Raw genomic sequence first — 24,710 nt, forward strand, 5'->3', positions numbered from 1 at the left:
GCCATTGTATAGACAGGGAATGGATACACGTACATTGATCGTAGTGGCAGCGCTCTGCGCGCTGCCAGGCTGTGTGACCGAGACCACTTACGCTGGCCAGAACTCGACCCAGCGTGAAGTGGGTCCTGACCTCAAGGCGGCAGCCCAAACCCGCCTCGACCTGGGTATCCAGTACCTGCGGCAGGGCAACGCCGAGCAGGCCAAGTTCAATCTTGACCGCGCCCTCCAGTATGACCCCTCCAACCCCCAGATCCAGATCGGTTTTGCCTACTTTTACCAGAAGGTAGGAGATTTCAAGGCAGCCGAGACCCATTACAAGAACGCCCTTGCCATGGATCCGTCCAATGCTGACGCAATGAACAACTATGGTGCCTTCCTCTGTGATCGCGGCAGGTATGCCGAGGCAGATCAGGCGTTCAACCAGGCTGTTATTCAGCCAGGCTACGTAAAAATTGCCGATACCTATGAAAATGCGGCACTTTGTGCGCTGCAAAATCGCAGAAATGATAAAGCAGGCGAGTACTATCGCCTGGCCTTGGGGTATAATCCCCGCAATCCAGGGTTATTGCTGGACTTGGCCGAGCTTTCCATGAAAGATGGCAAGCTGCCTGATGTGCAGTCCTACCTCGCCCGTTTTGCCGATGTGTCAGACGAGAACGAGGAGAGTCTCTGGTTGAGACTTCGGCTGGCGCAGGCGATGGACAAGCCGGCATTACTTCACCAATTCGGGACTGAGCTGGTAAGGCAATATCCCACTTCGCAACAAGCCAAGCGTTATTTAGCCAATGACTATTGAACAGCAACACGATTTCCAAGACGACTCCCAGGCAGTAGGCCCAGGCCAATTGCTGCGCAACGCCCGTGAACAGCTTGGCTGGACACGAGAACAGGTTGCGTCCCGCATTCACCTTCGTCTGACCCTGATCGCCGCTATCGAATCGGATACCTACGACAAGCACACCTCCCATACCTTTATTCGGGGCTATCTGCGTACCTATGCCAAGCTGGTCGGGATCCCCGACGAGACGATTCTGGCCGCTTACGACAAGCTGGGTCTGACCCCTCCCGACAATATCGACATGCAGAGCTTCTCCCGTCGCTCCCGCCAGCAAGCCAACGACAGTCGGCTCAAGGTGGTGACCTGGCTGGTGATCCTGGTGTTGATTGCGCTCTCGGTCGCCTGGTGGTGGCAGAGTACTTCACGCCGCTCCGCCGGTGATGAAGCGCTGGCAGCCACCGAGATGAGTGCAACCAGTTCGACTCCGGCTGAACCTGCCATCACGCCGCCCGATGCGATCAACACAGCTCCGGCCGAAGGCGCAGCCATCGCACCGGCCGCAACTGACATGACTGCCCCAGTGGTGGTTTCCGATGCGACGGTTACCCTGGCGCCTGCTTCTGCGGCTGTTGCTCCGACCGATGTCAGTGCGGCTGTCGGCACTGCGACCGATGCTGCAGTATCCGGCGCCAATGGCACCGAATCTGAAGAGGCTGTCGTTGATCCGGCGACGGCGCCGCAACTGAAGATGAGCTTCACCGCCGATTGCTGGCTGGATGTGAAGGATGCCAACGGCAAGACCCTGTTCAGTGGTCTGAAGAAGGCCAACGACGAGCTGGTGCTGGAAGGCGCCGAGCCCCTGAAGTTCATCATTGGCGCGCCCATGGCCGTCAAGCTTGATTATAAGGGTCAGTCGTTTGATATGAGCCGTTACAACAACGGTCGTACAGCCCGCTTCTCACTGCCGCAGGAGTAATCTGTTTCCCATGTCTTCTCACGAATCACCCATCATTCGTCGTAAATCCAGACAGATCATGGTTGGTAATGTACCGGTTGGGGGCGATGCCCCCATTACCGTGCAGACCATGACCAACACCAAGACCACAGATGTTGCTGCGACCATCGAGCAGATCCAGCGGATCGAACGGGTCGGTGCCGATATCGTCCGTGTCTCCGTGCCCACCATGGAAGCGGCGGAAGCCTTCCGGCTGATCAAACAGCAGACCCGCATCCCCATCGTGGCCGATATCCACTTCGACTATCGCATCGCCCTGAAAGTGGCCGAGTACGGTGCCGATTGCCTGCGTATCAACCCGGGCAACATCGGCAACGAGCAGCGGGTGCGCTCGGTGGTCGATTGCGCGCGCGACCTCAATATCCCGATCCGTATCGGGGTCAATGGCGGGTCGCTGGAGAAAGATATTCAGGAGAAGTACGGCGAGCCGACCCCCGAAGCGCTGGTGGAGTCCGCCATGCGTCACGTGGACTACCTCGATCGCCTCGATTTCCAGGACTTCAAGGTGAGCGTCAAGGCCTCTGATGTGTTCCTGGCAGTCGGTGCCTATCGCCTGCTGGCCAAGCAGATCGAGCAGCCGCTGCACCTTGGCATCACCGAAGCGGGCGGTTTCCGTGCCGGCGCGGTGAAGTCTGCCATCGGTCTGGGCATGCTGCTTACCGACGGCATCGGCGATACCCTGCGTATCTCGCTGGCGGCGGATCCGGTGGAGGAGGTAAAGGTCGGTTTCGATATCCTCAAATCCCTGCGTATTCGCTCCCGTGGCATTAACTTTATCGCTTGCCCATCCTGCTCACGGCAGGAGTTCGATGTGATCGCTACCGTCAATGCACTGGAAGAGCGGCTCGAAGACATCATCACCCCGATGGATGTTTCCATCATCGGCTGTGTGGTGAATGGCCCGGGTGAAGCGCTGGTCTCCGACCTTGGTCTGGCGGGGGCCGCCAACAAGAGTGCCTTCTATGAAGGGGGCCAGCGGGTCGATCGGCTCGACAACAAGGATCTCATTCCAACTCTGGAGCGCCGCATTCGCGCCCGCGCCGCCATGCTGGATCCCGCCAACCGGATCCCGATGGACAAGGAGTGAGCGAAACAGGGCCACATTGGGTGGCCCTTTTTCCAGGTGACTGATTTTAAATCCCGCATCCGGATTCCCTGATTTTACCTTGGGGGGGAAAATCCCTATAATGCGGCCAAATTTTACCTCTTTTTCTCGAGTATCAACGTGGCAAAACAGATCCAAGCTATTCGCGGTATGAATGATTGCCTGCCGGAGCAGAGCCCGGTATGGCAGAAGGTTGAACAGATCCTGCGCCAGGTCGTTGCCAGCTATGGCTACAGCGAAGTGCGCATGCCGATTGTCGAGCAGACTCATCTGTTCAAGCGCGCCATCGGTGAAGTGACCGACGTGGTCGAAAAAGAGATGTACACCTTTGAAGATCGCAATGGCGACAGCCTGAGCCTGCGTCCGGAAGGGACCGCCAGCTGCGTCCGTGCCGGTATTGAACACGGTCTGCTCTACAACCAGGAACGCCGGATGTGGTACATGGGCCCCATGTTCCGTCACGAGCGTCCCCAGAAGGGCCGTTACCGCCAGTTCCACCAGTTTGGTGTCGAGCTCTTTGGCATCAACGGGCCGGACATTGACGCTGAACTGATCATGCTGACCCACCGTCTGTGGCGTCTGTTTGGCATCAGCGAGCATGTCACCCTGCAGCTCAATACTCTGGGTCAGAGCGCCGAGCGTGCCGCTTACCGCGATGCGCTGGTGGCCTATCTGGAGCAGTACAAGGATCAGCTGGACGAAGAGAGCCAGCGCCGCATGTACAGCAACCCGCTGCGGGTACTCGACTCCAAGGATGAAAAGGTGCAGGCCATTCTGGCAGATGCCCCGCGTCTGTTCGACCATCTGGGCGAAGAGAGCCTGGCCCACTTCGAGGGACTCAAGCGCCTGCTCGAGTCTGCCGGTATCAAATACGAAGTGAACGAGCGTCTGGTGCGTGGTCTTGACTACTACAACCTGACCGTGTTCGAGTGGGTCACCAGCAGTCTGGGTGCCCAGGGCACCGTCTGTGCCGGTGGCCGCTACGATGGTCTGGTGGAGCAGCTGGGCGGTCAACCGACCCCGGCCGTAGGCTTTGCCATGGGCATGGAGCGTCTGGTGCTGATGCTGGAGACCCTCGAGCTCAACGCCGATATCCGCCCGGCGGTGGATGTCTATCTGGCGATGGTGGGCGAGGGGACCGAACAGGCTGGCTTCCAGCTGGCCGAGCGTCTGCGCGATGCCCTGCCGGACCTGCGCCTGATGAGCCACTGCGGTGGTGGCAACTTCAAGAAACAACTCAAACGTGCCGACAAGAGCGGCGCGGCAATCGCCCTGATCCTTGGTGAGACCGAGGTGCAAAACGGGGAGATCACTATCAAATATCTGCGTGGTCAGGCCGAGCAACAGACCGTCAAGGTTGACGCCGCCATTGCCCTGCTGGCAGCCAAAGGAGAGTAAGCTGTGGAAGTCTATACCACCGAAGAACAACAGGTTGAGGTTATCAAGGAGTGGTGGAAAGAGAACGGAACCTCGGTGATTGCCGGGACCGTGATCGGTCTGGTCGGTCTGTTCGGCTGGCGCTATTACAACCAGCACCAGCAAGAGACCATGGAGGCATCCTCCCACTCTTACAACCAGGTGATTGAGCAGCTGGCCAAGGGCGATACCGCCGGTTTCGAGCAGGCACAGCAGTTTGTCACTGCCAACAAGGGTGACTCCTACGGTGAACTGGCCGCGTTGCAACTGGCTGCCGCTGCCGTCAAGGCGGGCAAGCTGGATCTGGCTGCCGAGCAGCTGGAGCTGGTGGCGACCACGGGTGACGAGAGCATTCGTCCCATCGCGGCGCTGCGTCTGGCCCGTGTGCTGAATGATCAGGACAAGGCAGATGAAGCGCTGGCCAAGCTGGCGACCATCCAGAATGAGGCCTTCAAGGCGCAGGTAGCCGAAGCCCGTGGTGATGTGCTGCAAAAGCAGGGCAAGACCGAAGAGGCTCGTGATGCCTATCAGGCGGCGGCGGATGCCGGCGGCCTGCAGGGTAGCGCCGAGCTCAAGCTGAAAATGGACGATCTGGCCCTGCCGGCCGTTGCGACTGGTGAGGCACCGGATGCGTAATCTATTCAAGATGGTGGCGCTGGGGGCTGCGGTCTCCTTCGCTCTGCAGGGGTGCTCCCTGTTCAGTTCCGAAGAGGATCTCAACCCGATGGCGCCGCTGCCCAAGGTTGAATCTGCCTTCACTGCCGACACCGCATGGTCATCTACTGTGGGTGATGGTATCGGTGACTTCTACTCCCAGCTCAAGCCGGTGGTGGAAGAGGATCGCATCTACGCGGCGGCCCGCGACGGCGATGTCAGCGCCTTTGACCGTGCCAGTGGCGATCGCCTCTGGAGTGTCGATCTGGCCGACCTGCCGGTCAACGCCGACAAGCGCAGCGCCCGCCTTTCCGGCGGCCTGGTCTCCCGTTACGGCAAGCTGTTCCTCGGCTCCGAGAACGGGGTGGTCTACGCCCTGAACGAAGAGAACGGTGAAGTGCTGTGGCAGACCAATGTGCCCGGTGAAGTGGTGGCAAGCCCCGCGGTGGAAGATGGCCGCGTGGTGGTGTTGACCACCTCCGGTCGCCTGATCGCCCTCGACACTGATGAAGGCAAGATGCAGTGGTCGCTCTCCGAAGAGCAGCCGCCGCTGACCCTGCGCAGTGCCGGTGCACCGGTGATCACCAACGGCGCCGTGATTTACGGTCGTGCCGATGGCAAGGTGGGCATCGCCCTGCTGAGCAATGGCCAGCCGGTGCGTCAGTCCAAGGTGGCTGATCCGCGCGGTGCTACCGAGCTGGACCGCATGGTGGACGTCGATGCCAGCCCGCTGATTGCCGGTGATGAGCTCTACGCCATCGCCTACAACGGTCAGTTGATGGCGCGCAAACTGATGACCGGCGATGAAGTGTGGAAGCGCAAGTATTCCGGCTATCGCGATCTGGCGATGACTGGCAATGCCATCGTGCTGACCGACAGTCGCAGCCACCTGTTTGCCATCGACCGTCGCAACGGTCTGGAGCTGTGGTCAAACACCCAGCTGGAAAATCGTACCGTCACTGCACCTGTCATCTTCGGTGACTATGTGGTGGTGGGTGATGTGGAAGGATACCTGTATTGGCTTGATCGTACCGACGGTACCATCAAGGCGATGCAGCAGCTCGATAGCAGTGGTCTCTACGCCGCCCCGCTGGTGGATGGCGAGACCCTGTATGTGCAGAGCCGTGACGGCAAGTTGTACGCCCTCAAGCGTCCTTGATCGTCCGATAATGTGAATATCCGGCTCCTGGTCTTCGGACCCGGAGCCTTTGTCGTCTTGAGAATGAGGCTTTTATGACTCCTGTAGTAGCCCTGGTGGGCCGCCCCAACGTGGGGAAATCCACCCTGTTTAACCGCTTGACCCGTACTCGGGATGCCCTGGTTGCCGATTTTCCCGGTCTGACCCGGGACCGTAAATACGGTCAGGCGAAGTTGGGCGAGCTGGAATTTATCGTGGTCGATACCGGCGGTATCGATGGCACCGAAGAGGGGATCGAGCTGAAGATGGCCGAGCAATCCCTGCTGGCCATCGAAGAAGCGGACGTCGTGCTGTTCATGGTGGATGCCCGTGCCGGTCTGACCGCGGCGGATCAAGCCATTGCCGAGCACCTGCGCAAGGCCCACAAGAAGGTATTTCTGGTGGCCAACAAGACCGACGGTATCGACGGTGATTCCGCGGTCTCCGAGTTCTACGGTCTGGCGCTGGGTGAGGTCTACCAGATCGCGGCCGCCCACGGTCGTGGCGTGCTGAGCCTGCTGGAACTGGCCCTGGCTCCCCATCTGGAGACCCTGGTCGACTCCGCTACCGATGAAGATGCGCAGGATGAGGAAGAGGAGGACTTCGACGAAGAAGCCCTGCTGCGCATGGTGGCTGCCGGTGAACTCGATACCAAAGAGGACACCAAGGAGACCCCGTTCGCCGACCTGCCCATCAAGTTCGCCATCGTTGGTCGTCCCAACGTCGGTAAATCTACCCTGACCAACCGCATGCTGGGTGAAGATCGGGTCATCGTCTATGACATGCCCGGCACCACCCGTGACTCCGTTTACATTCCGATGGAGCGTGACGAGCAGAAGTATGTGGTTATCGACACAGCCGGTGTGCGTCGTCGTGGCAAGGTGCACGAGACGGTTGAGAAGTTCTCCGTTATCAAGACCCTGAAAGCTATCGAAGATGCCAACGTTTGCCTGCTGGTGATCGACGCCCAGGAGACCATCACCGATCAGGACTTGAGCATCCTTGGCTACGTGCTCCACGCCGGTCGCTCCGTGGTGCTGGTGGTGAACAAGTGGGATGGTCTGGATCAGAAGGTGAAAGAGGATGTGAAGAACGAGCTGGATCGTCGCTTGGGCTTCATCGACTTCGCTCGCGTCCACTTCATCTCCGCCCTGCACGGCAGCGGTGTCGGCCATCTGTTTGAATCCATTCAGGAGGCTTACCAGTCCGCCACCCGTCGTACCAGCACGGCCATGCTGACCCGCATCATGCAGATGGCGCAGGAAGATCACCAGCCGCCGATGGTCAACGGTCGCCGCGTCAAGCTCAAATATGCTCACGCCGGTGGCTACAACCCGCCACGTATCGTGATCCACGGCAACCAGCTGAACGACTTGCCGGACTCCTACAAGCGGTATCTGATCAACTACTTCCGCAAGTCCCTCAAGATCATGGGCTCGCCGATCAGGGTCGAGTTCCAGGAGTCGGTCAACCCGTTTGAAGGGAAGAAGAACACCATGACCCTGAGTCAGGAACGTCAGCGCAAACGCCTGCTGAAGATGAAGAAGAAATAAGTCCTTGCGGCTGCCCTCACCGGCAGCCGCTTTGTTATCCTCGCCATGTTAAGGTGAGGAATAAGGGGAGGGGGATCTGCCATGGAACAAGACCATGGCAGATCCACTTTTCGAGGAGTTGATTATGGAAGCCCTGCTTTGTCCATCATGCCAGGCTGAACTGGATACCCGCAGCAAGGAGCAAACCTGTGGCCAGTGCCAGGCCCCTGTTCGCGTTACTGCCATCTGCCCCACCTGCCAGCAGGAGCTGGAGCGTCTCAAGGCGTGCGGCGCGGTGGATTACTTCTGCAACCACTGCAACTCGCTGATCTCCAAGCGGACGGTACAGTTCAAGGCGGCGCTGGTGTAAGACGATAATCAGGTGAGAAAGAAGATAAAAAAACCCGGCGAATGCCGGGTTTATGCTGTGTGCTCTGCAATAAGCAGGGTATAGGATCGATTTCTGCGCCACAGGTTGCGCTTGATGTCATTAAGCTTGAGTTTGCGTCTGGGGCTCCAGCTGCACTTCGCTTTTCTGACCAGACTGATTTTTCTACGTTTTTGCATCTTGGTCTCCTCCCAACTCAGGTGGCCATCCAGGCCTTGGGTCATTGATGGAGCCCATCCGAAATTGCTGTTATTTAATCTCTCAACATAATGAAAACAATGCGATTTCGGATAGGCTCCGATGTGAATCGATGGTAACAGAGAAGTTTGTGTGAAAACAGCCGAATAATGGCTGGTTAGCGCATGGTGATCTGATTGACCACTTCGGCGATGGCGGTGGGGCGCTCGGCCAGCTCGGGCTCGCTGTCGTTGTCGAGACTCTCCCGCTGATGTGCCTTCTGTTGCTCGTTGTCGAGCCAGAGCAGACTCTGGTAATACTGGCGCACGTTGTTGACATAGTTGCGCGCCTCGCTGCCACGGGCATAGCCGTAACGTACCTTGCGGTGCCAGCGCGCCTGTTGCAGCAGCGGCAGCACCTCTTTCACGTCGCTCCAGGCGTCGGGATTCTTGCCGAGCTCTTTGGTCAGGCGGCGGGCATCCATCATGTGGCCGTAACCGATGTTGTAGGCGGTGAGGGCAAACCACACCTTCTCGTCATCGGGCACCGAATCCGGCACCTTCTCCATCATCTGTTGCAGATAGAGGGAGCCACCTTTGATGCTCTCTTCCGGATGAAGCCGGTCGTTGACTCCCATCGCCTTGGCGGTGGGCTCGGTCAGCATCATCATGCCGCGCACGCCGGTGTAGGAGCGGGCCTGCGGGTCCCAGTGAGACTCCTGATAGCTGATGGCGGCGAGCAGACGCCAGTCGATATTCTTGGCGTGAGTCTGGAACAGCGGCTGGTACTTGGGCAGCAGGCTCTTGGCGCGCTTGAGGAAGGTGCGGGTATCGACAAAGTCGAAGTTCTGCACGTGGCCGAAGTACTTCTCGTCCAGCTTGGCAATGGCACCATCCATAAAGCGCTGACCGAAGAAGTCGATCACGCTGGCATAGAGGCTGTCATCGGGCAGCTTGCTCATGGCCCAGGCAACGGTTTGCTTCTGGGCCAGGGTCAGCCCCTCGGTGAGCTCTGGGTAGTAGCGCTGGGTACGGGCCAGCACGGTATCCTGCACCACCGTGTAGTCAATCTTGCCATCCACCACCTGTTTGAGCAGCTCCTCCACATCGGCGTTGTCGCTGGTGCTCCAGGCTAGTTTCGGATTCTCTTTGCTCATCTCTTTGAGCAGATCTTCACCAGTGGAGCCGGCGGCCACCACCAGCTTGCCCTTGATATCGTTCAATGAGGCCGGCTTGGGTTTGCCGTTGCGGTAGACCAGTTTGGGGGAGACCTGGTAGAAGCCCGGGCCGAAGCGAAACAGCTCGCGTCGCTCGGGGGTGACCATGATGGCGGCAGCCGCCAGATCGAGTTTGCCCTTTTTCAGCAGGGTGACCAGTTGGTCAGTGGTGTCGACCGGGATGATGGTGAGTTTCACCCCCAACCAGTCGGCATAATTTTGCGCCAGCTCGTAATCGAATCCCTGGGCGAGGTCGTCACGCTGGTAATAGGAGGTGGGACCATAGATGGTGCCAACCCGGATCTCGCCTCGCTGGCGGATCTGCTCCAGCTGGCTGGAGGGGCTATAGAAGTCGCAGCCAACCAGTGTCAGCGTCAACAACAGCCCGATAAACAGTCGAAAAATGCAGCGCAAGTAGGTGAGTACCTTTGTTGAAAAAATCGGCATTTGTCAAAAAAGAGGCACCTTTATACCAGAGAGTGTGCGCAGAGTCACACTGCACGAAGTGAGAAAAACGTTTGTCCGCTGTGAGCCAGATCCCTATAATACGCGCGTCTCAATTCCCCCCCACTTTAAAACTTGGTGAGAAAGGTCATATGGATATCTTGCGTGGTGCCCCAGCACTGTCTGATTTTCGTGTCCAAAAACTGCTGCAACGCTTCGCACAGATGAGAAATGAGAGTGGAGTAGAAAGCGGAGTAGAGATAGAGGATGTCTATGCCGAGTATGTGCACTTTGCCGAGCTGACAAGCCCCCTCTCTCCCCCCGAGCGAGCGACCTTGGGCCAGCTCTTGCGCTACGGCCCGACCATCCCCGAACACACCCCCAGCGGTCAGCTGTTTCTTGTTACCCCCCGCCCCGGCACTATCTCCCCCTGGTCTTCCAAAGCAACCGACATCGCCCACAACTGCGGCCTGAAACAGGTCAAGCGGCTGGAGCGTGGTATTGCCTACTACCTGACCATCAAGGGGCAGGGTGAGCTGAGTGCCGCCCAGCGCAGCGCCATTGCCGCCGTGCTCCATGATCGGATGATGGAAGTGGTGTTTGCCGAGATGAGCGAAGCTGCCGCCCTGTTTGCTCACCACGAGCCGCGCCCCTTCACCCAGGTGGATGTGCTGGGCGGTGGTCGCGCAGCCCTGGCCGAAGCCAACGTGGCGCTCGGTCTGGCGCTGGCCGACGACGAAATCGACTATCTGGTGGAGAACTTCACCAAGTTGGGTCGCAACCCCAACGACATCGAGCTCTACATGTTCGCCCAGGCGAACTCCGAACACTGCCGTCACAAGATCTTCAATGCCGACTGGACCATCGATGGCGAACAGCAGCCCAAGTCGCTGTTCAAGATGATCAAAAACACCTTCGAACAGACGCCGGATCATGTCCTCTCTGCCTATAAAGACAACGCCGCCGTGATGGAAGGGAGCCAGGGGGGCCGCTTCTTCCCGAGCCCGGCCAACGGCGAATACCAGTATCACCAGGAACAGGTCGACATCCTGATGAAGGTGGAGACCCACAACCACCCGACCGCCATCTCCCCGTTCCCGGGCGCAGCCACCGGCTCCGGCGGCGAAATCCGCGACGAGGGAGCCACCGGTCGCGGTGCCAAGCCCAAGGCGGGTCTGGTCGGTTTCTCCGTCTCCAACCTGCGCATTCCAGGCTTCGAGCAGCCCTGGGAGCAGGATTTCGGCAAGCCGAGCCGTATCGTCAGTGCCTTCGACATCATGCAGGAGGGGCCGCTCGGCGGCGCCGCGTTTAACAACGAGTTCGGCCGTCCGGCCATTCTCGGCTACTTCCGTACCTTCGAAGAGGAGGTGCCGAGCCACAACGGCGTCGAGGTGCGTGGCTACCACAAGCCCATCATGCTGGCAGGCGGCATCGGCAACATCCGCACCGAACATGTCCAGAAAGGGGAGATCCCGGTCGGCGCGGCACTGATTGTGCTGGGTGGCCCGGCGATGAACATCGGTCTGGGCGGTGGTGCTGCATCCTCCATGGCCTCCGGCCAGTCAGCCGAAGATCTCGACTTTGCCTCGGTGCAGCGTGACAACCCCGAGATGGAGCGCCGTTGCCAGGAGGTGATCGATCGCTGCTGGCAGCTGGGTGACGACAACCCTATCGTCTTTATCCATGATGTGGGGGCGGGCGGTCTCTCCAACGCCATGCCGGAGCTGGTCAACGACGGTGAGCGGGGTGGTCGTTTCGATTTGCGCGCCATTCAGAGCGACGAGCCGGGCATGAGCCCGCTGGAGATCTGGTGCAACGAATCCCAGGAGCGTTACGTGCTGGCGGTAGCGCAGGACAAGCTGCCGCTGTTCAAGGCCCTGTGCGAGCGCGAGCGCGCCCCTTATGCCGTGATCGGCACCGCGACCGAAGAGAAGCATCTGACCCTCTCTGACAGCCACTTTGACAATCAGCCCATCGATCTGCCGCTGGACGTGCTGCTGGGCAAGGCGCCCAAGATGCACCGTGACGTGGTGAGCCTCCCAGCACAGGGCAAAGCGCTCCAGCTAGATGGCATCACTTTGAGTGACGCGGCCGAGCGGGTTCTGCGTCTGCCGACCGTGGCGGAGAAGTCCTTCCTTATCACCATCGGCGATCGCAGCGTGACCGGTCTGGTCAATCGCGACCAGATGGTTGGCCCCTGGCAGATCCCGGTGGCCGATTGCGCCGTCACCGCTGCCACCTACGACAGCTATCACGGCGAAGCCATGTCCATGGGCGAGCGTACCCCGGTGGCGCTGCTCTCCCACGCCGCCTCCGCTCGCATGGCGGTAGCGGAAGCGCTCACCAACCTGGCACCGGCCCACATCGGTTCCCTCAAGCGGGTCAAGCTCTCCGCCAACTGGATGGCCGCTGCCGGTCACCCGGGTGAAGATGCCGGTCTCTATGAGGCGGTCAAAGCGGTAGGTGAGGAGCTCTGCCCGGCCCTTGGCATCACCATTCCGGTGGGCAAGGACTCCATGTCCATGAAGACCCGCTGGCAGCAGGATGGCAAGGAGCACAGCGTCACCTCGCCGCTCTCCCTGCTCATCTCCGCTTTTGCCCGGGTCGAGGATGTGCGCAACACGGTTACTCCGCAACTGCGTACCGATCTCGGTGAAACCGACCTTATCCTCATCGACCTTGGCAATGGCAAGCAGCGCCTCGGCGCCTCGGCGCTGGCGCAGGTCTATCGCCAGCTGGGTGACAAGGCGCCGGATCTCGACAATCCGGTCCAGCTCAAGGGCTTCTTCAACGCCATTCAGGCGCTGGTGGCCGATCGCAAACTGATCGCCTACCACGACCGCTCCGACGGTGGCCTGTTCGTCACCCTGACCGAAATGGCGTTTGCCGGCCACTGCGGCCTCGACATCCAGCTCGATCGCATCGGCGGCGAGCTGCTGCCGGCGCTGTTCAACGAAGAGCTGGGCGCCGTCATTCAGGTGCGTCGTGAAGATAAAGAGGCGGTGATGACTCTGCTGGCCGGTCACGGTCTGGCAGCCTGCTCCCATGTGCTCGGTACCGTGCGCGAAGGGGATCTCATCACCTTGCAGCGGGGCGGTCAGGAGGTCTATCGTGCCAGCCGTACCGCTCTTCGCACCATCTGGGGCGAGACCAGCTGGCAGATGCAGCGCCTGCGCGACAACCCGGCGTGCGCCGACAGTGAGCACGCGGCCCGTCAGGACGCCACCGATCCGGGTCTGCATGCCAAGCTGACTTACAACCCGTCCGAGGATGTGGCTGCTCCCTATATCGCCCGTGGGGTATCCCCCCGTCTGGCGGTGCTGCGCGAGCAGGGAGTCAACTCCCATGTGGAGATGGCGGCGGCGTTCGATCGTGCCGGTTTCGCGGCAGTGGACGTGCACATGAGCGACATTCTCTCCGGTCGCATCAAGCTGGAGGAGTTCCAGACCCTGGTGGCCTGTGGCGGCTTCTCCTACGGTGACGTGTTGGGGGCCGGTGAAGGCTGGGCCAAGTCCATCCTGTTTAATGACAACGCCCGCGAGCAGTTCCAGCGCTTCTTCGAGCGTGGCGATACCCTCTCTCTGGGTGTCTGCAACGGTTGCCAGATGATGTCCAACCTGCGGGATCTCATCCCGGGCGCCGATCTGTGGCCGCGCTTTGTGCGCAACCGCTCCGAGCGCTTCGAGGCGCGCTTCAGCCTGGTGGAAGTGCAGGAGTCCCCGTCGGCCTTCTTCGCCGGCATGGCAGGCTCGGTGATGCCGATTGCCGTTTCCCACGGGGAAGGGCGTGTCGAGGTGCGTGATGCCGCTCACCTGAACGCACTGCAGCAGAGCGGTCTGGTAGGGCTGCGCTTTGTCGATAACCGCGGCAGCGTGACCGAACAGTACCCGGCCAACCCGAATGGCTCACCGAACGGTATCACCGCCGTGACCACTACCGATGGCCGTGCCACCATCATGATGCCGCACCCGGAGCGGGTGTTCCGCACCGTGGCCAACTCCTGGCACCCCGACAACTGGGGCGAGGACGGCGCCTGGATGCGGATGTTCCGCAACGCACGGGTTCGTCTGGGTTAATAGAGACAGCACCAGCGCATAAAAACAGAAACCGGCCAAATTTGGCCGGTTTTTCAATATGGGCTCTGTCGATCAGGTTTGGCCGTGGCCAAGTTCATGAGGGGTAAACTCTCCCCGATCCAGAATACGCAGACAGGCATCGACCACGGCTTCATCCAGCTGGACTCCCCGCATGGCCATGATATGGGTTCGGGCCTGCGCAATCCCCAGGGCAGCACGGTAGGGACGATCCGATGACATGGACTCCACTATGTCGGCGACCGTGAGAATGCGCGCTTCCAGCAGGATCTGCTCGCCTTTTAACCCTGATGGATAGCCGGAACCGTCGAGATACTCGTGGTGCTGGTGGATCATCCGGGCTATGGGCCAGGGCAGGGCGATATCCTTGAGCACCAGATAACCCGCTGTCGGATGCTCCTTGACCAGATTGAACTCCTGGGGGGTCAGTTTGCCCGGTTTGGTGAGGATCTCGACAGGGACCTGGATTTTGCCGATATCGTGCACCATGGCGCCCAGATAGAGACCGCGTAGCGGTTTATCACCCAACCCCAGTTCTCGGCCGATGGCCAGCGCCAGGGTAGCGACATGCTTCTGGTGTCCGGCGGTGTAGGGATCGCGTTGTTCCAGCACGGCAGCGATGGCTCCCAGCGCATCCTCTAGGGCCAGCTCCAGTTGGCGGGCATGCATGGCTTTTTCACGCTGGGCGGCAAGATAGGCCTGCTGGGTTCGACGTGCCTGCAGGCCATAGGTCAGGTAGTCGGCCAGTCCGTTGAAGAGATGCACCTCCTCATCGGTGAAGGCTCTGGCCTGCGTGCTGTGAATAAGCAGTCCGCCTGGCACAGTGGCTTGCCACTGCAATGGCAGCAGCAGCCGTCCCCTCAAGGTGGCGGAGTGGTGGACCAGTTCGGTGCCAAGTGCTTCGTTGCGCATCTCGCCTGAACTGATTGCACTGATCAGGGCTGCGTCCCGGGTGAGCCAGTTATCGCTGGCAAACCAGACGGCCTGACCTGCCTGCGCCAGGATCTGTACTCTGTTCTGATCAGCGGTCTGCAGTACGGTCACCAGGGGAAAACGGCCATCGAAAGTGATGGCATCACAGATCTCCTGCAGTAGTGTCTGTTCATCCCCCTGCTTGAGCATGGCATGGTGGGCGCGGGTTATTGCTTCCAGCGTCCAGGTATATTGCTGGAGACGCTCCTGCTGCTGTTTCTGGTCGGTGATATCTTCGAAAAAGACAGCGACACCGATCACCTTGCCCAGCTCATCGTACAGGGGAAACTTGGTGGTACTGAGCCAGCGGTCTTCACCCCCTTTCAGATAGGGTTCTTCGTGATGCCGGGTTGTGCCGCTGGCCATGACCTGGAGATCGTCATCCCGGTAGCGTTGGGCCAGCTCGGCCGGGAAAAAATCGGCATCGCACTTGCCAACCAGTTCGGCCGGGGTGAGGGCCAGATCGTCGGCCAGCAGTCGGTTGCAGGCGATGAAGTGTGAACGGGTATCTTTCAACAGGACGCGATAGGGCAGCTGTTCCATCACCTGATGGAGCAGGGCTGCGGTGGGGTGAGAGCTGACGCCCGGTGGCTGAATGGATGGCGGTAGATCTTTTAACATCATCTTGGTGCAACCAGAGTCAGGTGGTAGTAAAGCGGTAGCCCGCTTGCCAGACGGCGAAACAGGCATCGACCACCTGTTCGTCGTAATGCACACCGGCATAGCGCGTCAGCTCGGCGAACGCATCGGTGAGAGAGAGGGCGCGCCGGAACGGACGGTGGGCCGTCATGGCGGCCAGGGAGTCGGCGACCCGTATAATCCTCGCCTCCAGCGAGATCGCATCCCCCTGTAGCCCTTGTGGGTAGCCGCTACCATCGAGATTTTCATGGTGCTGCATCACTATGGTGGTGATGGGCCAGGGGAAGTCAATCTGTTGCAGGATCTCGCGGCCAGTGTCCGGATGCTGTTTGATCAGTTCGAACTCAACCGGCCTCAGTTCCCGCGGGCGTGTGAGGATCTCCGCCGGGATCTGCAGCAGGCCGATGTTATGCACCATGGCCGCAAGACCCAATCCATCCAGCTGCTCTTGCGGCAGTTGCAGCTGTTGACCTATAGCCAGCGCGAGATCATGCACGCGCCGTTCGTGTCCTGCCGTGACCGGATCTTTGTGGGCAATCGCGGAGGAGAGGGCCGCGATGGTCTGAAACAGCAGGGTGCGCTGGCGCTCCTCGCTTTCCTTGATATGGGTGATGTCGACCAGTGCCCCTATGATTCCGGCCACCTCGCCCTGATGGTCATAGAAGAGATCCTTGAAGTTGAGCACCTGGTAGCGGTGGCCGCTGCGATCAAACAGCGTGTGTTCAAAATATTGCGGCTGCCTGCTGCGCAGCACCTCCATGTCCCTTTGGGTATATTCGTCCGCCATCTCCGGGGGCAGGATTTCGTCCACCCGCTTCCCCTGCAGCTCGGCCTTGCTGATCCCGGTGACCTGGGTAAAGGCCGGGTTGCAGCTGAGAAAGCGCCCTTCGACATCCTTGTAGAACACCGGGATGGGAATGGCCTTGAGCAGGGATTCGTTGAGGCGCTGCATGTCGACCAGCTCGGCCTGCTGGCGCCTGGCGAGCTGTTCGCTGTCCTTGCACAACTGGATGGCGCGCGCCAGATTACCGAGCACCGGGCTGAACAGATGGCAGACCGGCACTGTGTGCTGCTGGGGTTGGGGGGCCAGCAGCAAGATGAGATATCCCCCGTCAACCCTGAGCCGATAGGCAAAGTGGTACGGTCGGCCACCGGGGAGAGGCAAGGTCGTTTGCAGCGCACATTGGTCACCTTCAACAATCCAGGCAGGCAAGGAGAGCAGCGAGCCACTGTGCCGGGATAGCTGATCATCACCAATGACCTTGAGCAGCTCATATCCTTCCCGTTGCTGCTGCAATACCACACCAACCGGTGTGGCACAGTGAAACATAAAGCGCTGCAACACTTTGGTGAGCAGGGCATCGAGTGTGACCTCCCGACCGATGCAGAGGGCGAGATCGCAGACAATGGCCATGGCGTGATCGTTATTCATTGCTAACCCTCGCTGAGACAGAGGATGGCACCGTTGTGAAAGAGCGGGTAATCCCCCGGCCTTACACTTCCTATCTCGCCAAGAGAGAGGGCCCCGACCAGCTCGTGGGCTCCGCTGTGGCTAAAGAGGGTCTCCAGCTCCAGGGTGCTCTGTTCGCCGAAGTGCTGCTGACGGCCGGCGCAGTAATAGATCTCGAGGCGCTCGGGTGTACCGTGCCGGCCGAGCTTTTCGGCCAGTTCGACAGCGTGCTCTGTGGGGCTTTCCGGGGCTTTCAGCAGTGTGAGAATACTGTGGTCAGGCACCTCTCCGACGCAGAGCAGGGCACCGTCGTCGGTAACGGCGACCGGGATCCGCACGATCACATCGCCATTGGCTCGCAGCAACCCCAAGGGCAAATGTACACCGTACCGATAGAACTGCTCTGGTGTGAGGTTTTGCTGGAACTGTTGCCGGATCAGGGATTGATAGCGGCTAAAAGCCGGCTCCCAGTCGATAAAGGAGATCTTGTTGCCTTCACTGCTGGTTGCGAGCATGGGCTGGGCAGTGAGTTGATAGCCGTGCTCCAGCAAGGGGGGACTGTGGGGGGAGAGCAGTGCACAGCTGACCCCATGCCCCAGCAATCTCTGGGTGTCAAACAGGCAGGGCATGGCTGTGAACTGGCCGCTACCTGCATTGACACCCGCATAGTTGACCCTGTCCGCCAGCCTTAGATAGATCCCCTCGAGCAGGGTTGCAATATTGGGGAGCATGGCGTCAAAGGTGAGAAAGAGGGTGGGAACCTTCTCGGTGTCCGGCCATTCTGCCAGTCGGGACGCCAACTGCTCGCAGATGATATCGGCCAGTGTATCGGCACTGGCTGTAGGGGAGAGCGAGAGCAGCAGAGGATTGTGGGATGCTGGTCGGGGCAACAGCCAAGCCCCCCTTTCGTGGAAACCGTGCCGACTGACAAGGCGTGGAAAGATGGCGCCGCAGAGTTGAATGTTGAGGCGCTGACACTGCTGCTGCAGATCGGCAACGCGTGCGGCATCCCGCTCGGCTAGCAACACATCGAGTCGTTGCCCCTCATAGGGAAGCAATGCATCGGCCAGTGGATGCGCATCAAATTGATGAAAAGTAGGCTGCATCATCGCTCGGAACTCCATTCCTGCCAGTCATCAATATATCAGCAAGGGGGTTGGATGAATACCGGACGAGACCAACGGCTGCACGGGGTGTGAGATGCCAACACAAAAGGGTCTCTGCCAGCAGGCAATCCACATAAAAAAGAAACCGGCCACATGGGCCGGTTTTGAAGGGAAATGAGCCGGGTTACTGCAACACCACCTGCTGAAACCCTTGTACCAGGCTGATGACCGGCTGGGGATAGAGCCCCAGCAACACCACCAGCACTGCAGAGAGCAGCACCACCACACCACCGGAGGAGAGCGCCCAGTCGGCGCTGGCATCGCGCTGCTGCATACCCGGTTCGCGCAGATAGAGGGTCACCATCACACGGAGGTAGTAGTAGAGACCCAGTGCGCTGCCGAGCACGATGGCACCGGAGAGCCACCAGAGCTGCGCCTCGACGGTGACGCCGATGAGGTAGAACTTGCCGATAAAGCCGAGGGTCATCGGGATGCCCGCGAGTGACAACATCATCACCGTCAGTACGGCAGTCAGATAGGGGCGCTTCCAGAACAGACCACGATAGCTGTGCAGGGAGTCGGCATCCTTGCCGCGATAGGGGCTCGACATCATGCTCACCACCCCAAAGGCACCCAGGCTGGTGAACAGATACATCAGCAGGTAGACCCCGGCTGCTTCCACCGGCATCTGGCCGAATCGGCTCGCCACGATCACCGCCAGCAGGTAACCGAAGTGGGAGATGGAAGAGTAACCCAGCATCCGTTTGACGTTGGTCTGCACCAGGGCCAGCAGGTTGCCGACCAAGATGGAGATGATCGCCATGGCTGCCAGCAGCCAGTGGAGCATGGGATCGCTCGCCGCCGGTACCGCCAGATAGAAGCGCAGCAGCACGGCAAAGACCGCCACCTTGCTGACGGTGGCGAGGAAGGTGGCGACCGGTGCCGGGGCACCTTCGTAGACATCCGGGGTCCAGAGGTGGAAGGGGGCCAGGGAGAGTTTAAAGGCAAAGCCGACCAGCATTAACCCCAAACCGCCCATCAGCAGCGGATGGTGAGCCGGGCTCTCGGCCAGGGTCTGTCCCAGGGCGGCAAAGCTCAGGCTGCCCGCCTGTGCGTAGAGTAGCGCCATGCCAAACAGCAGGAAGGCGGTGGCGGCGGCAGAGAGCACCATGTATTTCACCGCGGCTTCCAGCGAGTGGCGCTCGCGGTAGGCGTAACCCACCAGACCGAACATCGGCAGGGTCAACATCTCGATCCCGATAAAGAGAGAGGCGAGGTGACGGGAGCAGGCCAGCACCAGACCACCGGCAGTGGCGATCAGCAGCAGCAGGAAGAACTCCTCCCGGTTGTCCGGGTAGGCTTTCAGCCACGACTGGCCGAAGGTACAGGTTGCCAGCGCACCAATGAGCACCAATCCCATGTAGAAGACGGCATAACCATCGACTTGCAGCAGCGGGGTGACCCCCTGATCCCCTTGCGCCATCACGATGGGCAGCGAGAACAGAGCAAGGTTGAGGCCAACAATGGTGACGGTAAAGGCGGTGGTGACACAGCGGCGCCACGCGATGGCCAGCATCAGGGCCGCCATGGCCCCGGTGGTCAACAGCAGGGGAAGCAGTGCCAGCAGTTGGGAAGCGGAGAAAGTCATTGCAGGGCTCCAGCAGTCGGCAGCAGATACCAGTGCAGCACGTTGATAAGGCTGCTGCTGGCGGTGTCAATCACGGGTTGGGGATAGAGGCCAAGCAGAACCAGCAGGCCCGCGATCACCATCATCATGGTCAGCTCGCGGCGATCCAGCCCCTTGAGCATGCTCTCATCCTTGGCGGGGCCAAAGCAGGCGCGCTGCAACATGATGAGGGAGTAGACCGAGGCCAGTACCAGACCGAAGGTGGCGACCGCCGTGATGACAGGGGCAACCTGGAAGCTGCCGACCAGGATCAGGAACTCGCCGACAAAGTTGCCGGTGCCCGGCATGCCGAGCGACGCTACCGAGAAGAACAGCATCACGCCGGGCAGATAGCGCAGGCGTCCCCACAGGCCGCCCATCTGGCGCAGATCCCGGGTGTGCAACCGCTCGTAGAGCTGACCGCAGAGGATAAAGAGGCCGGCAGCCGAGAGACCGTGGGCGATCATCTGCACAACGGCGCCCTGCAGGGCCAGCTCGCTACCCGAGTAGATGGCGATCATCACAAAACCCATGTGGGAGATGCTGGTGTAGGCTACCAGCCGTTTGATGTCGGTCTGGGCAAAGGCCACGATGGCACCGTAGACGATACCGATCAGGCCAAGCACCATGGCGTAGGGAGCAAATTCGGCTGACGCTTCTGGGAAGAGCGGCAAGGCAAAACGCAGCAGACCATAGGCGGCGGTTTTGAGCAAAATACCGGCGAGATCCACCGAACCAGCGGTCGGCGCCTGACTGTGGGCATCCGGCAGCCAGCCGTGCAGCGGTACCAGCGGCATCTTGACCGCGAAGGCGATAAAGAATCCCAGCATCAGCAGCCACTGAACGCCCTTGCTCATCGGTGTATTGAGCAGCTCCAGATAGTTGAAGGTGAAGACTCCGGTGGCATGCTGGTGGGTCAGCACCAGCCCGATGATGGCCACCAGCATGATAAGGCCGCTCACCTGGGTGTAGATGAAGAACTTGGTTGCGGCGTTGATCCGTGATTTGCCGTCAGTGACCGAATGGCCCCAGAGCGCAATCAGGAAGTACATGGGGACCAGCATCATCTCCCAGAAGAAGAAGAAGAGGAACAGGTCCAGCGCCATAAAGACCCCGAGCACGCCGCCCAGGATCCAGAGCAGGTTGAGGTGGAAGAAACCGATGCGCTGCACGATCTCTTTCCACGAACAGAGAATGGCCAGTACACCGATAAAGCAGGTGAGGATAACCATCAAGAGCGACAGGCCATCCACCGCCAGATGCAAAGAGATGCCGAAGCGGGGGATCCAGGGCAGGCGCCACTCAGCGGCCCAGGCGGAGGCAGCACCGGAGACGCCCGCGCTGTCGAGGCCGGTCGTGGCAAGGGAGAAATCACCACTTAGCCAGATGGCACAGGAGAGCAGCAGGCTGGCGCTCATGGAGAGCAGGGCTACCCAGCGGACAAACTGCCCGCCGAGACGCTCCATCTGCCAGCAGAGCAAGCCGCCGATAAAAGGAATTAGCAAGATCCAGAGTAAGGTCACGGTATCAGCTCTCGTTCAAGTTCATATGAGATTGCACGCCCTGTTCCATCAGGGAGAGCAAACAGCCTGGCTGTATGATTGTCCGGTTGTTCATCGCGTTACCCCAGTAGCAACAGCGCCAGCACCAGCACGGCGCCGATCCCCATGGAGGCGGCATACCAGCGCAACTTGCCGGTCACGGTCCAGGCCAGCAGCTGGTTGCCACGCAGGGCAAGCCAGGCGGGCAGGCCCATCATCCAGTCCAGCGGATCCTGCCCGACCAGACGGGTCGCCAGCAGATAGGGTTTGACCCACAGCTGGTCATAGAGCCAGTCAAAGCCCCAGGCGTTGAACCAGAGGGTGCTGAGCAGGCGGCCCGGCGCGCTGTTGGCAATGGAGGTGGCCAGACGGCGCTCACCGAGGAACAGAAACGCGGCCAGTGCAATGCCTGCGATGGCGATGATGCCGGAGGCTACCTCCAGGGCATGGCGACCCTCTTCGATATGGTCCCCCGGGCCTGCCGGCAGTACCCCCGCCAGCGGCGGCACGATCAGCGCGCCTATGCCGGTGGAGAGCACCAGCAATACCAGCAGCGGCAGATGGTGAGCCAGACCGTGGCCCGCATGGGCTTTGGTCTGCTCTTTGCCATGGAAGGTGATAAAGATCAGCCGGAAGGTGTAGAGCGAGGTGAGGAATGCCCCTACCAGACCGGCCCACAGCAGCGCGCTTTGGCCAGATGCTTCTACTTGCCACAGGATGGCGTCCTTACTGTAGAAACCGGAAGTGACCAGCGGCAACGCCGCCAGCGCCGAGCCCCCCACCAGGAAGCAGGCATAGACCAGCGGCAAACTCTTGCGCAGGCCACCCATCTTGAAGATGTTCTGCTCATGGTGGCAGGCAACGATAACGGCACCGGCGGAGAGGAACAGCAGCGCCTTGAAGAAGGCGTGGGTCATCAGGTGGAAGATGGCCCCTTCCCATGCGCCGACACCCAGTGCCAGAAACATGTAGCCAATCTGGCTCATGGTGGAGTAGGCGAGGATCCGCTTGATATCGGTCTGAACCAGCGCGGCAAAGCCTGCCAGCACCAGGGTGATGGCACCGACCAGCCCGACCAGATGGAGGATCTCTGGCGCCAGCAGGAACAGGCCGTGGGTACGTGCAATCAGGTAGACACCGGCGGTCACCATGGTGGCGGCGTGGATCAGCGCGGAGACCGGCGTCGGGCCTGCCATCGCATCCGCCAGCCAGGTTTGCAGCGGCAGCTGGGCCGATTTGCCGACCGCGCCACCCAAGAGCATCAGGCAGGCCAGCGACAGGGCAGGGGAGCCCTCGGCAAACAGGGTCGGGGCACGAACCAGCAGCTCGTGGATATTGAGGGTGCCCAGTTCCCGATAGAGGATAAACAGGCCGATGGCGAGGAAGACATCACCCACCCGGGTCACGACAAATGCCTTGAGGGCCGCTGCGCCGTTGTTGCGATCCTTGTAGTAGAAGCCGATCAGCAGATAGCTGCACAGCCCTACCCCTTCCCAGCCGAGGTAGACAAACAGCAGGTCATCGGCCAGCACCAGGAACAGCATGCTGGCGATAAAGAGGTTGGTGTAGGTGAAGAAGCGGGAGTAACCCTCTTCCCCGCGCATATACCAGGAGGCGAACAGGTGGATGAAGAAACCCACCCCGGTCACCACCCCCAGCATGGTCAGCGACAGGCCATCCAGTGCCAGCGAGAAGCTCGGGGTAAAGTTGCCCACCGCCATCCATTGCCACAGGCGCTGGACATAGACGCCCCCCTCGGGCGGGTTGCCCAGAAAGTCGATGCCCACCCACAGGGTAGTGAGGGCCGACAGGCCAATGGAGCCAACCCCGATCAGCGCCGAGGTACGCTCACCAAACCGGCCGAGGGAGAAGGCCAACACCAGCCATCCCAGCAGCGGAAATAGAAAAGTCAGATATAAGAGGCTCATCCGCGCATCTCGCTCACAGTGTCCACGTTCAGGGTGTGGTAACGACGATAGAGCAGCAGTAACAGGGCAAGGCCGATACTGGCCTCCGCTGCCGCCAGAGAAATCACCAGGATATACATGATCTGGCCATCGGCCTGGGCCCAGCGGCTACCCGCCACCACAAACGCCAGTGCCGAGGCATTCATCATGATTTCGATACTCATCAGGATGTAGAGCAGGTTGCGGCGGATCAGCAGACCGCACAAGCCGATGCAGAAGAGCACCGCGGCCAGCAGGAGGCCGTGCTCCATAGGGATTCCATTCATTGCTGACCTCCTTCTTGTGCAGAGCGGGAAGCAGAGCGCGGGACGGAGAGCACTTCGCCGCTCTTGTCTTCCCGGCCCAGATGGTAGGCGGTCACCAGACCCGCCAGCAGCAGGATGGAGGCAAGCTCCACTGCCAGCACATAGGGGCCAAAGAGCTCGACACCCACCTGCTTGGCGGTCACCTCGGTCACTCCGATCAGGCCCCCGGTCACCCCGAGAATGCCGTGGGCCAGAAAGCCCAGCAGGATCAGCGAGAGCAGGGCTGGGCCCCCCCAGGTCATGGGGGTGAGCCACTTTTTCTCCTGTGCCTGGGCACTCCCCAGGTTCAGCATCATCACTACGAACACGAACAGCACCATGATGGCGCCGGCGTAGACGATCACCTGCAGGGCGCCTGCAAAGGCGGCACCCAGGCAGAAGAAGATCATGGCCACGGCGATGAGGGAGATGATGAGATTGAGCAGCGCATGCATGGGATTGCTGGTGCTGATCACCCGCAGCGTGCTGTAAATGGCCACCAGGGCCGAGGCATAAAATGCCAGTTCCATGATTGACTCCTCAGGGCAGCAGGCTCTTGACATCGATGGGCTTGGCTTCGTTTTCGGCATCCCCTTTCGGCTTGCCGTCGATGGCCATCCCGCTCATGCGATAGAAGTTGTAGTCCGGGTATTTGCCGGGCCCGCTGATCAGCAGATCTTCCTTCTCGTACACCAGATCCTGGCGGCGATACTCACCCATCTCGAAATCCGGTGTCAGCTGGATGGCGGTGGTGGGGCAAGCCTCTTCACACAGGCCGCAGAAGATGCAGCGAGAGAAGTTGATGCGAAAGAACTCCGGATACCAGCGACCATCTTCCCGCTCGGATTTTTGCAGCGAGATGCAGCCGACCGGGCAGGCAACTGCGCAGAGGTTGCAGGCCACGCAGCGCTCGTCCCCGTCGGGGTCGCGGGTCAGCACGATGCGACCGCGGTAGCGGGGGGCGGCATAGACTGCCTGCTCCGGATAGTTGAGGGTTTCACGGGGCCGCCAGGCATGGGAGAAGACCATGGCCAGACTGCGTAACTGGGTGCCGACACCCTGAATAATGCTCACAATTTTCATATTGAG

19 protein-coding genes are annotated in these 24,710 nt (G+C 60.3%); 9 read left to right on the forward strand and 10 right to left on the reverse strand.

Going from position 1 to position 24,710, the window contains the following annotated elements; genetic code table 11:
* Nucleotides 1-4 precede the first annotated feature (4 nt).
* The 8 genes from tapF to I6L41_RS04200 all read left to right on the forward strand — a co-directional run bounded on the left by tapF (nt 5) and on the right by I6L41_RS04200 (nt 8,047).
* Complete coding sequence (gene tapF, locus I6L41_RS04165; protein ID WP_085943024.1) at nt 5-796, forward strand: PilW family type IVa pilus biogenesis/stability lipoprotein TapF; 792 nt, start codon at nt 5-7, stop codon at nt 794-796.
* Nucleotides 786-1,754, forward strand: coding sequence for a cytoskeleton protein RodZ (gene rodZ / locus I6L41_RS04170; RefSeq protein ID WP_216962180.1), 969 nt, complete (start codon nt 786-788; stop codon nt 1,752-1,754). Before tapF ends, rodZ begins: the two co-directional genes overlap by 11 nt.
* Before the next feature lie 10 nt (nt 1,755-1,764).
* On the forward strand, nt 1,765-2,880 hold the full coding sequence (gene ispG, locus I6L41_RS04175; RefSeq protein WP_005333801.1) for a flavodoxin-dependent (E)-4-hydroxy-3-methylbut-2-enyl-diphosphate synthase: 1,116 nt from the start codon (nt 1,765-1,767) through the stop codon (nt 2,878-2,880).
* Nucleotides 2,881-3,018: 138 nt separating this feature from the next.
* A complete protein-coding gene (gene hisS, locus I6L41_RS04180) occupies nt 3,019-4,296 on the forward strand; it encodes a histidine--tRNA ligase (RefSeq protein WP_042056135.1) in 1,278 nt (425 codons plus the stop codon).
* Nucleotides 4,297-4,299: 3 nt separating this feature from the next.
* Nucleotides 4,300-4,950: a tetratricopeptide repeat protein gene (locus I6L41_RS04185; protein ID WP_181497236.1), complete on the forward strand. Its 651-nt coding sequence runs from the start codon at nt 4,300-4,302 to the stop codon at nt 4,948-4,950.
* Entirely contained in the window at nt 4,943-6,127 is a 1,185-nt protein-coding gene (bamB, locus tag I6L41_RS04190; protein WP_040066510.1) for an outer membrane protein assembly factor BamB, read from the forward strand. Before I6L41_RS04185 ends, bamB begins: the two co-directional genes overlap by 8 nt.
* A 74-nt stretch (nt 6,128-6,201) precedes the next feature.
* Entirely contained in the window at nt 6,202-7,698 is a 1,497-nt protein-coding gene (der, locus tag I6L41_RS04195; protein WP_005333794.1) for a ribosome biogenesis GTPase Der, read from the forward strand.
* 124 nt (nt 7,699-7,822) lie between these two features.
* The gene (locus I6L41_RS04200) at nt 7,823-8,047 is read left to right on the forward strand and encodes a zinc ribbon domain-containing protein (protein WP_005344872.1); all 225 of its coding nucleotides are present in this window, start codon (nt 7,823-7,825) and stop codon (nt 8,045-8,047) included.
* A gap of 373 nt (nt 8,048-8,420) precedes the next feature.
* On the opposite strand, the gene mltF is transcribed toward I6L41_RS04200, so the two are convergent.
* Entirely contained in the window at nt 8,421-9,905 is a 1,485-nt protein-coding gene (gene mltF, locus I6L41_RS04205) for a membrane-bound lytic murein transglycosylase MltF (RefSeq protein WP_005344877.1), read from the reverse strand.
* Nucleotides 9,906-10,054: 149 nt separating this feature from the next.
* Between mltF and purL the strand changes: the two genes are divergently transcribed.
* Complete coding sequence (gene purL, locus I6L41_RS04210; protein WP_216962183.1) at nt 10,055-13,978, forward strand: phosphoribosylformylglycinamidine synthase; 3,924 nt, start codon at nt 10,055-10,057, stop codon at nt 13,976-13,978.
* 72 nt (nt 13,979-14,050) lie between these two features.
* Here purL and I6L41_RS04215 read toward each other — a convergent pair whose 3' ends face one another.
* The 9 genes from I6L41_RS04215 to nuoI form a co-directional block, all read right to left on the reverse strand.
* Complete coding sequence (locus tag I6L41_RS04215) at nt 14,051-15,592, reverse strand: HD domain-containing phosphohydrolase (RefSeq protein WP_254203392.1); 1,542 nt, start codon at nt 15,590-15,592, stop codon at nt 14,051-14,053.
* A gap of 16 nt (nt 15,593-15,608) precedes the next feature.
* Entirely contained in the window at nt 15,609-17,039 is a 1,431-nt protein-coding gene (locus tag I6L41_RS04220; RefSeq protein ID WP_216962186.1) for an HD domain-containing phosphohydrolase, read from the reverse strand.
* A gap of 2 nt (nt 17,040-17,041) precedes the next feature.
* The gene (locus I6L41_RS04225) at nt 17,042-18,166 is read right to left on the reverse strand and encodes an FIST signal transduction protein (RefSeq protein ID WP_216962189.1); all 1,125 of its coding nucleotides are present in this window, start codon (nt 18,164-18,166) and stop codon (nt 17,042-17,044) included.
* A 181-nt stretch (nt 18,167-18,347) separates the two neighbouring features.
* Entirely contained in the window at nt 18,348-19,811 is a 1,464-nt protein-coding gene (gene nuoN, locus I6L41_RS04230; RefSeq protein WP_216962192.1) for an NADH-quinone oxidoreductase subunit NuoN, read from the reverse strand.
* Complete coding sequence (nuoM, locus tag I6L41_RS04235) at nt 19,808-21,352, reverse strand: NADH-quinone oxidoreductase subunit M (RefSeq protein ID WP_005337249.1); 1,545 nt, start codon at nt 21,350-21,352, stop codon at nt 19,808-19,810. The genes nuoN and nuoM overlap by 4 nt, the downstream gene beginning before the upstream one ends.
* 98 nt (nt 21,353-21,450) lie before the next feature.
* A complete protein-coding gene (nuoL, locus tag I6L41_RS04240) occupies nt 21,451-23,298 on the reverse strand; it encodes an NADH-quinone oxidoreductase subunit L (protein ID WP_216962195.1) in 1,848 nt (615 codons plus the stop codon).
* Nucleotides 23,295-23,603, reverse strand: a complete 309-nt coding sequence (nuoK, locus tag I6L41_RS04245; protein WP_005337247.1) for an NADH-quinone oxidoreductase subunit NuoK — start codon at nt 23,601-23,603, stop codon at nt 23,295-23,297. The genes nuoL and nuoK overlap by 4 nt, the downstream gene beginning before the upstream one ends.
* Nucleotides 23,600-24,151, reverse strand: a complete 552-nt coding sequence (gene nuoJ, locus I6L41_RS04250; protein WP_058053339.1) for an NADH-quinone oxidoreductase subunit J — start codon at nt 24,149-24,151, stop codon at nt 23,600-23,602. Before nuoJ ends, nuoK begins: the two co-directional genes overlap by 4 nt.
* A 10-nt stretch (nt 24,152-24,161) precedes the next feature.
* The gene (nuoI, locus tag I6L41_RS04255) at nt 24,162-24,704 is read right to left on the reverse strand and encodes an NADH-quinone oxidoreductase subunit NuoI (protein WP_005337245.1); all 543 of its coding nucleotides are present in this window, start codon (nt 24,702-24,704) and stop codon (nt 24,162-24,164) included.
* Nucleotides 24,705-24,710 lie beyond the last annotated feature (6 nt).

Origin of the sequence: Aeromonas sp. FDAARGOS 1411, assembly GCF_019047125.1 — a bacterium.
Taxonomy (GTDB): Bacteria; Pseudomonadota; Gammaproteobacteria; order Enterobacterales; family Aeromonadaceae; genus Aeromonas; species Aeromonas veronii.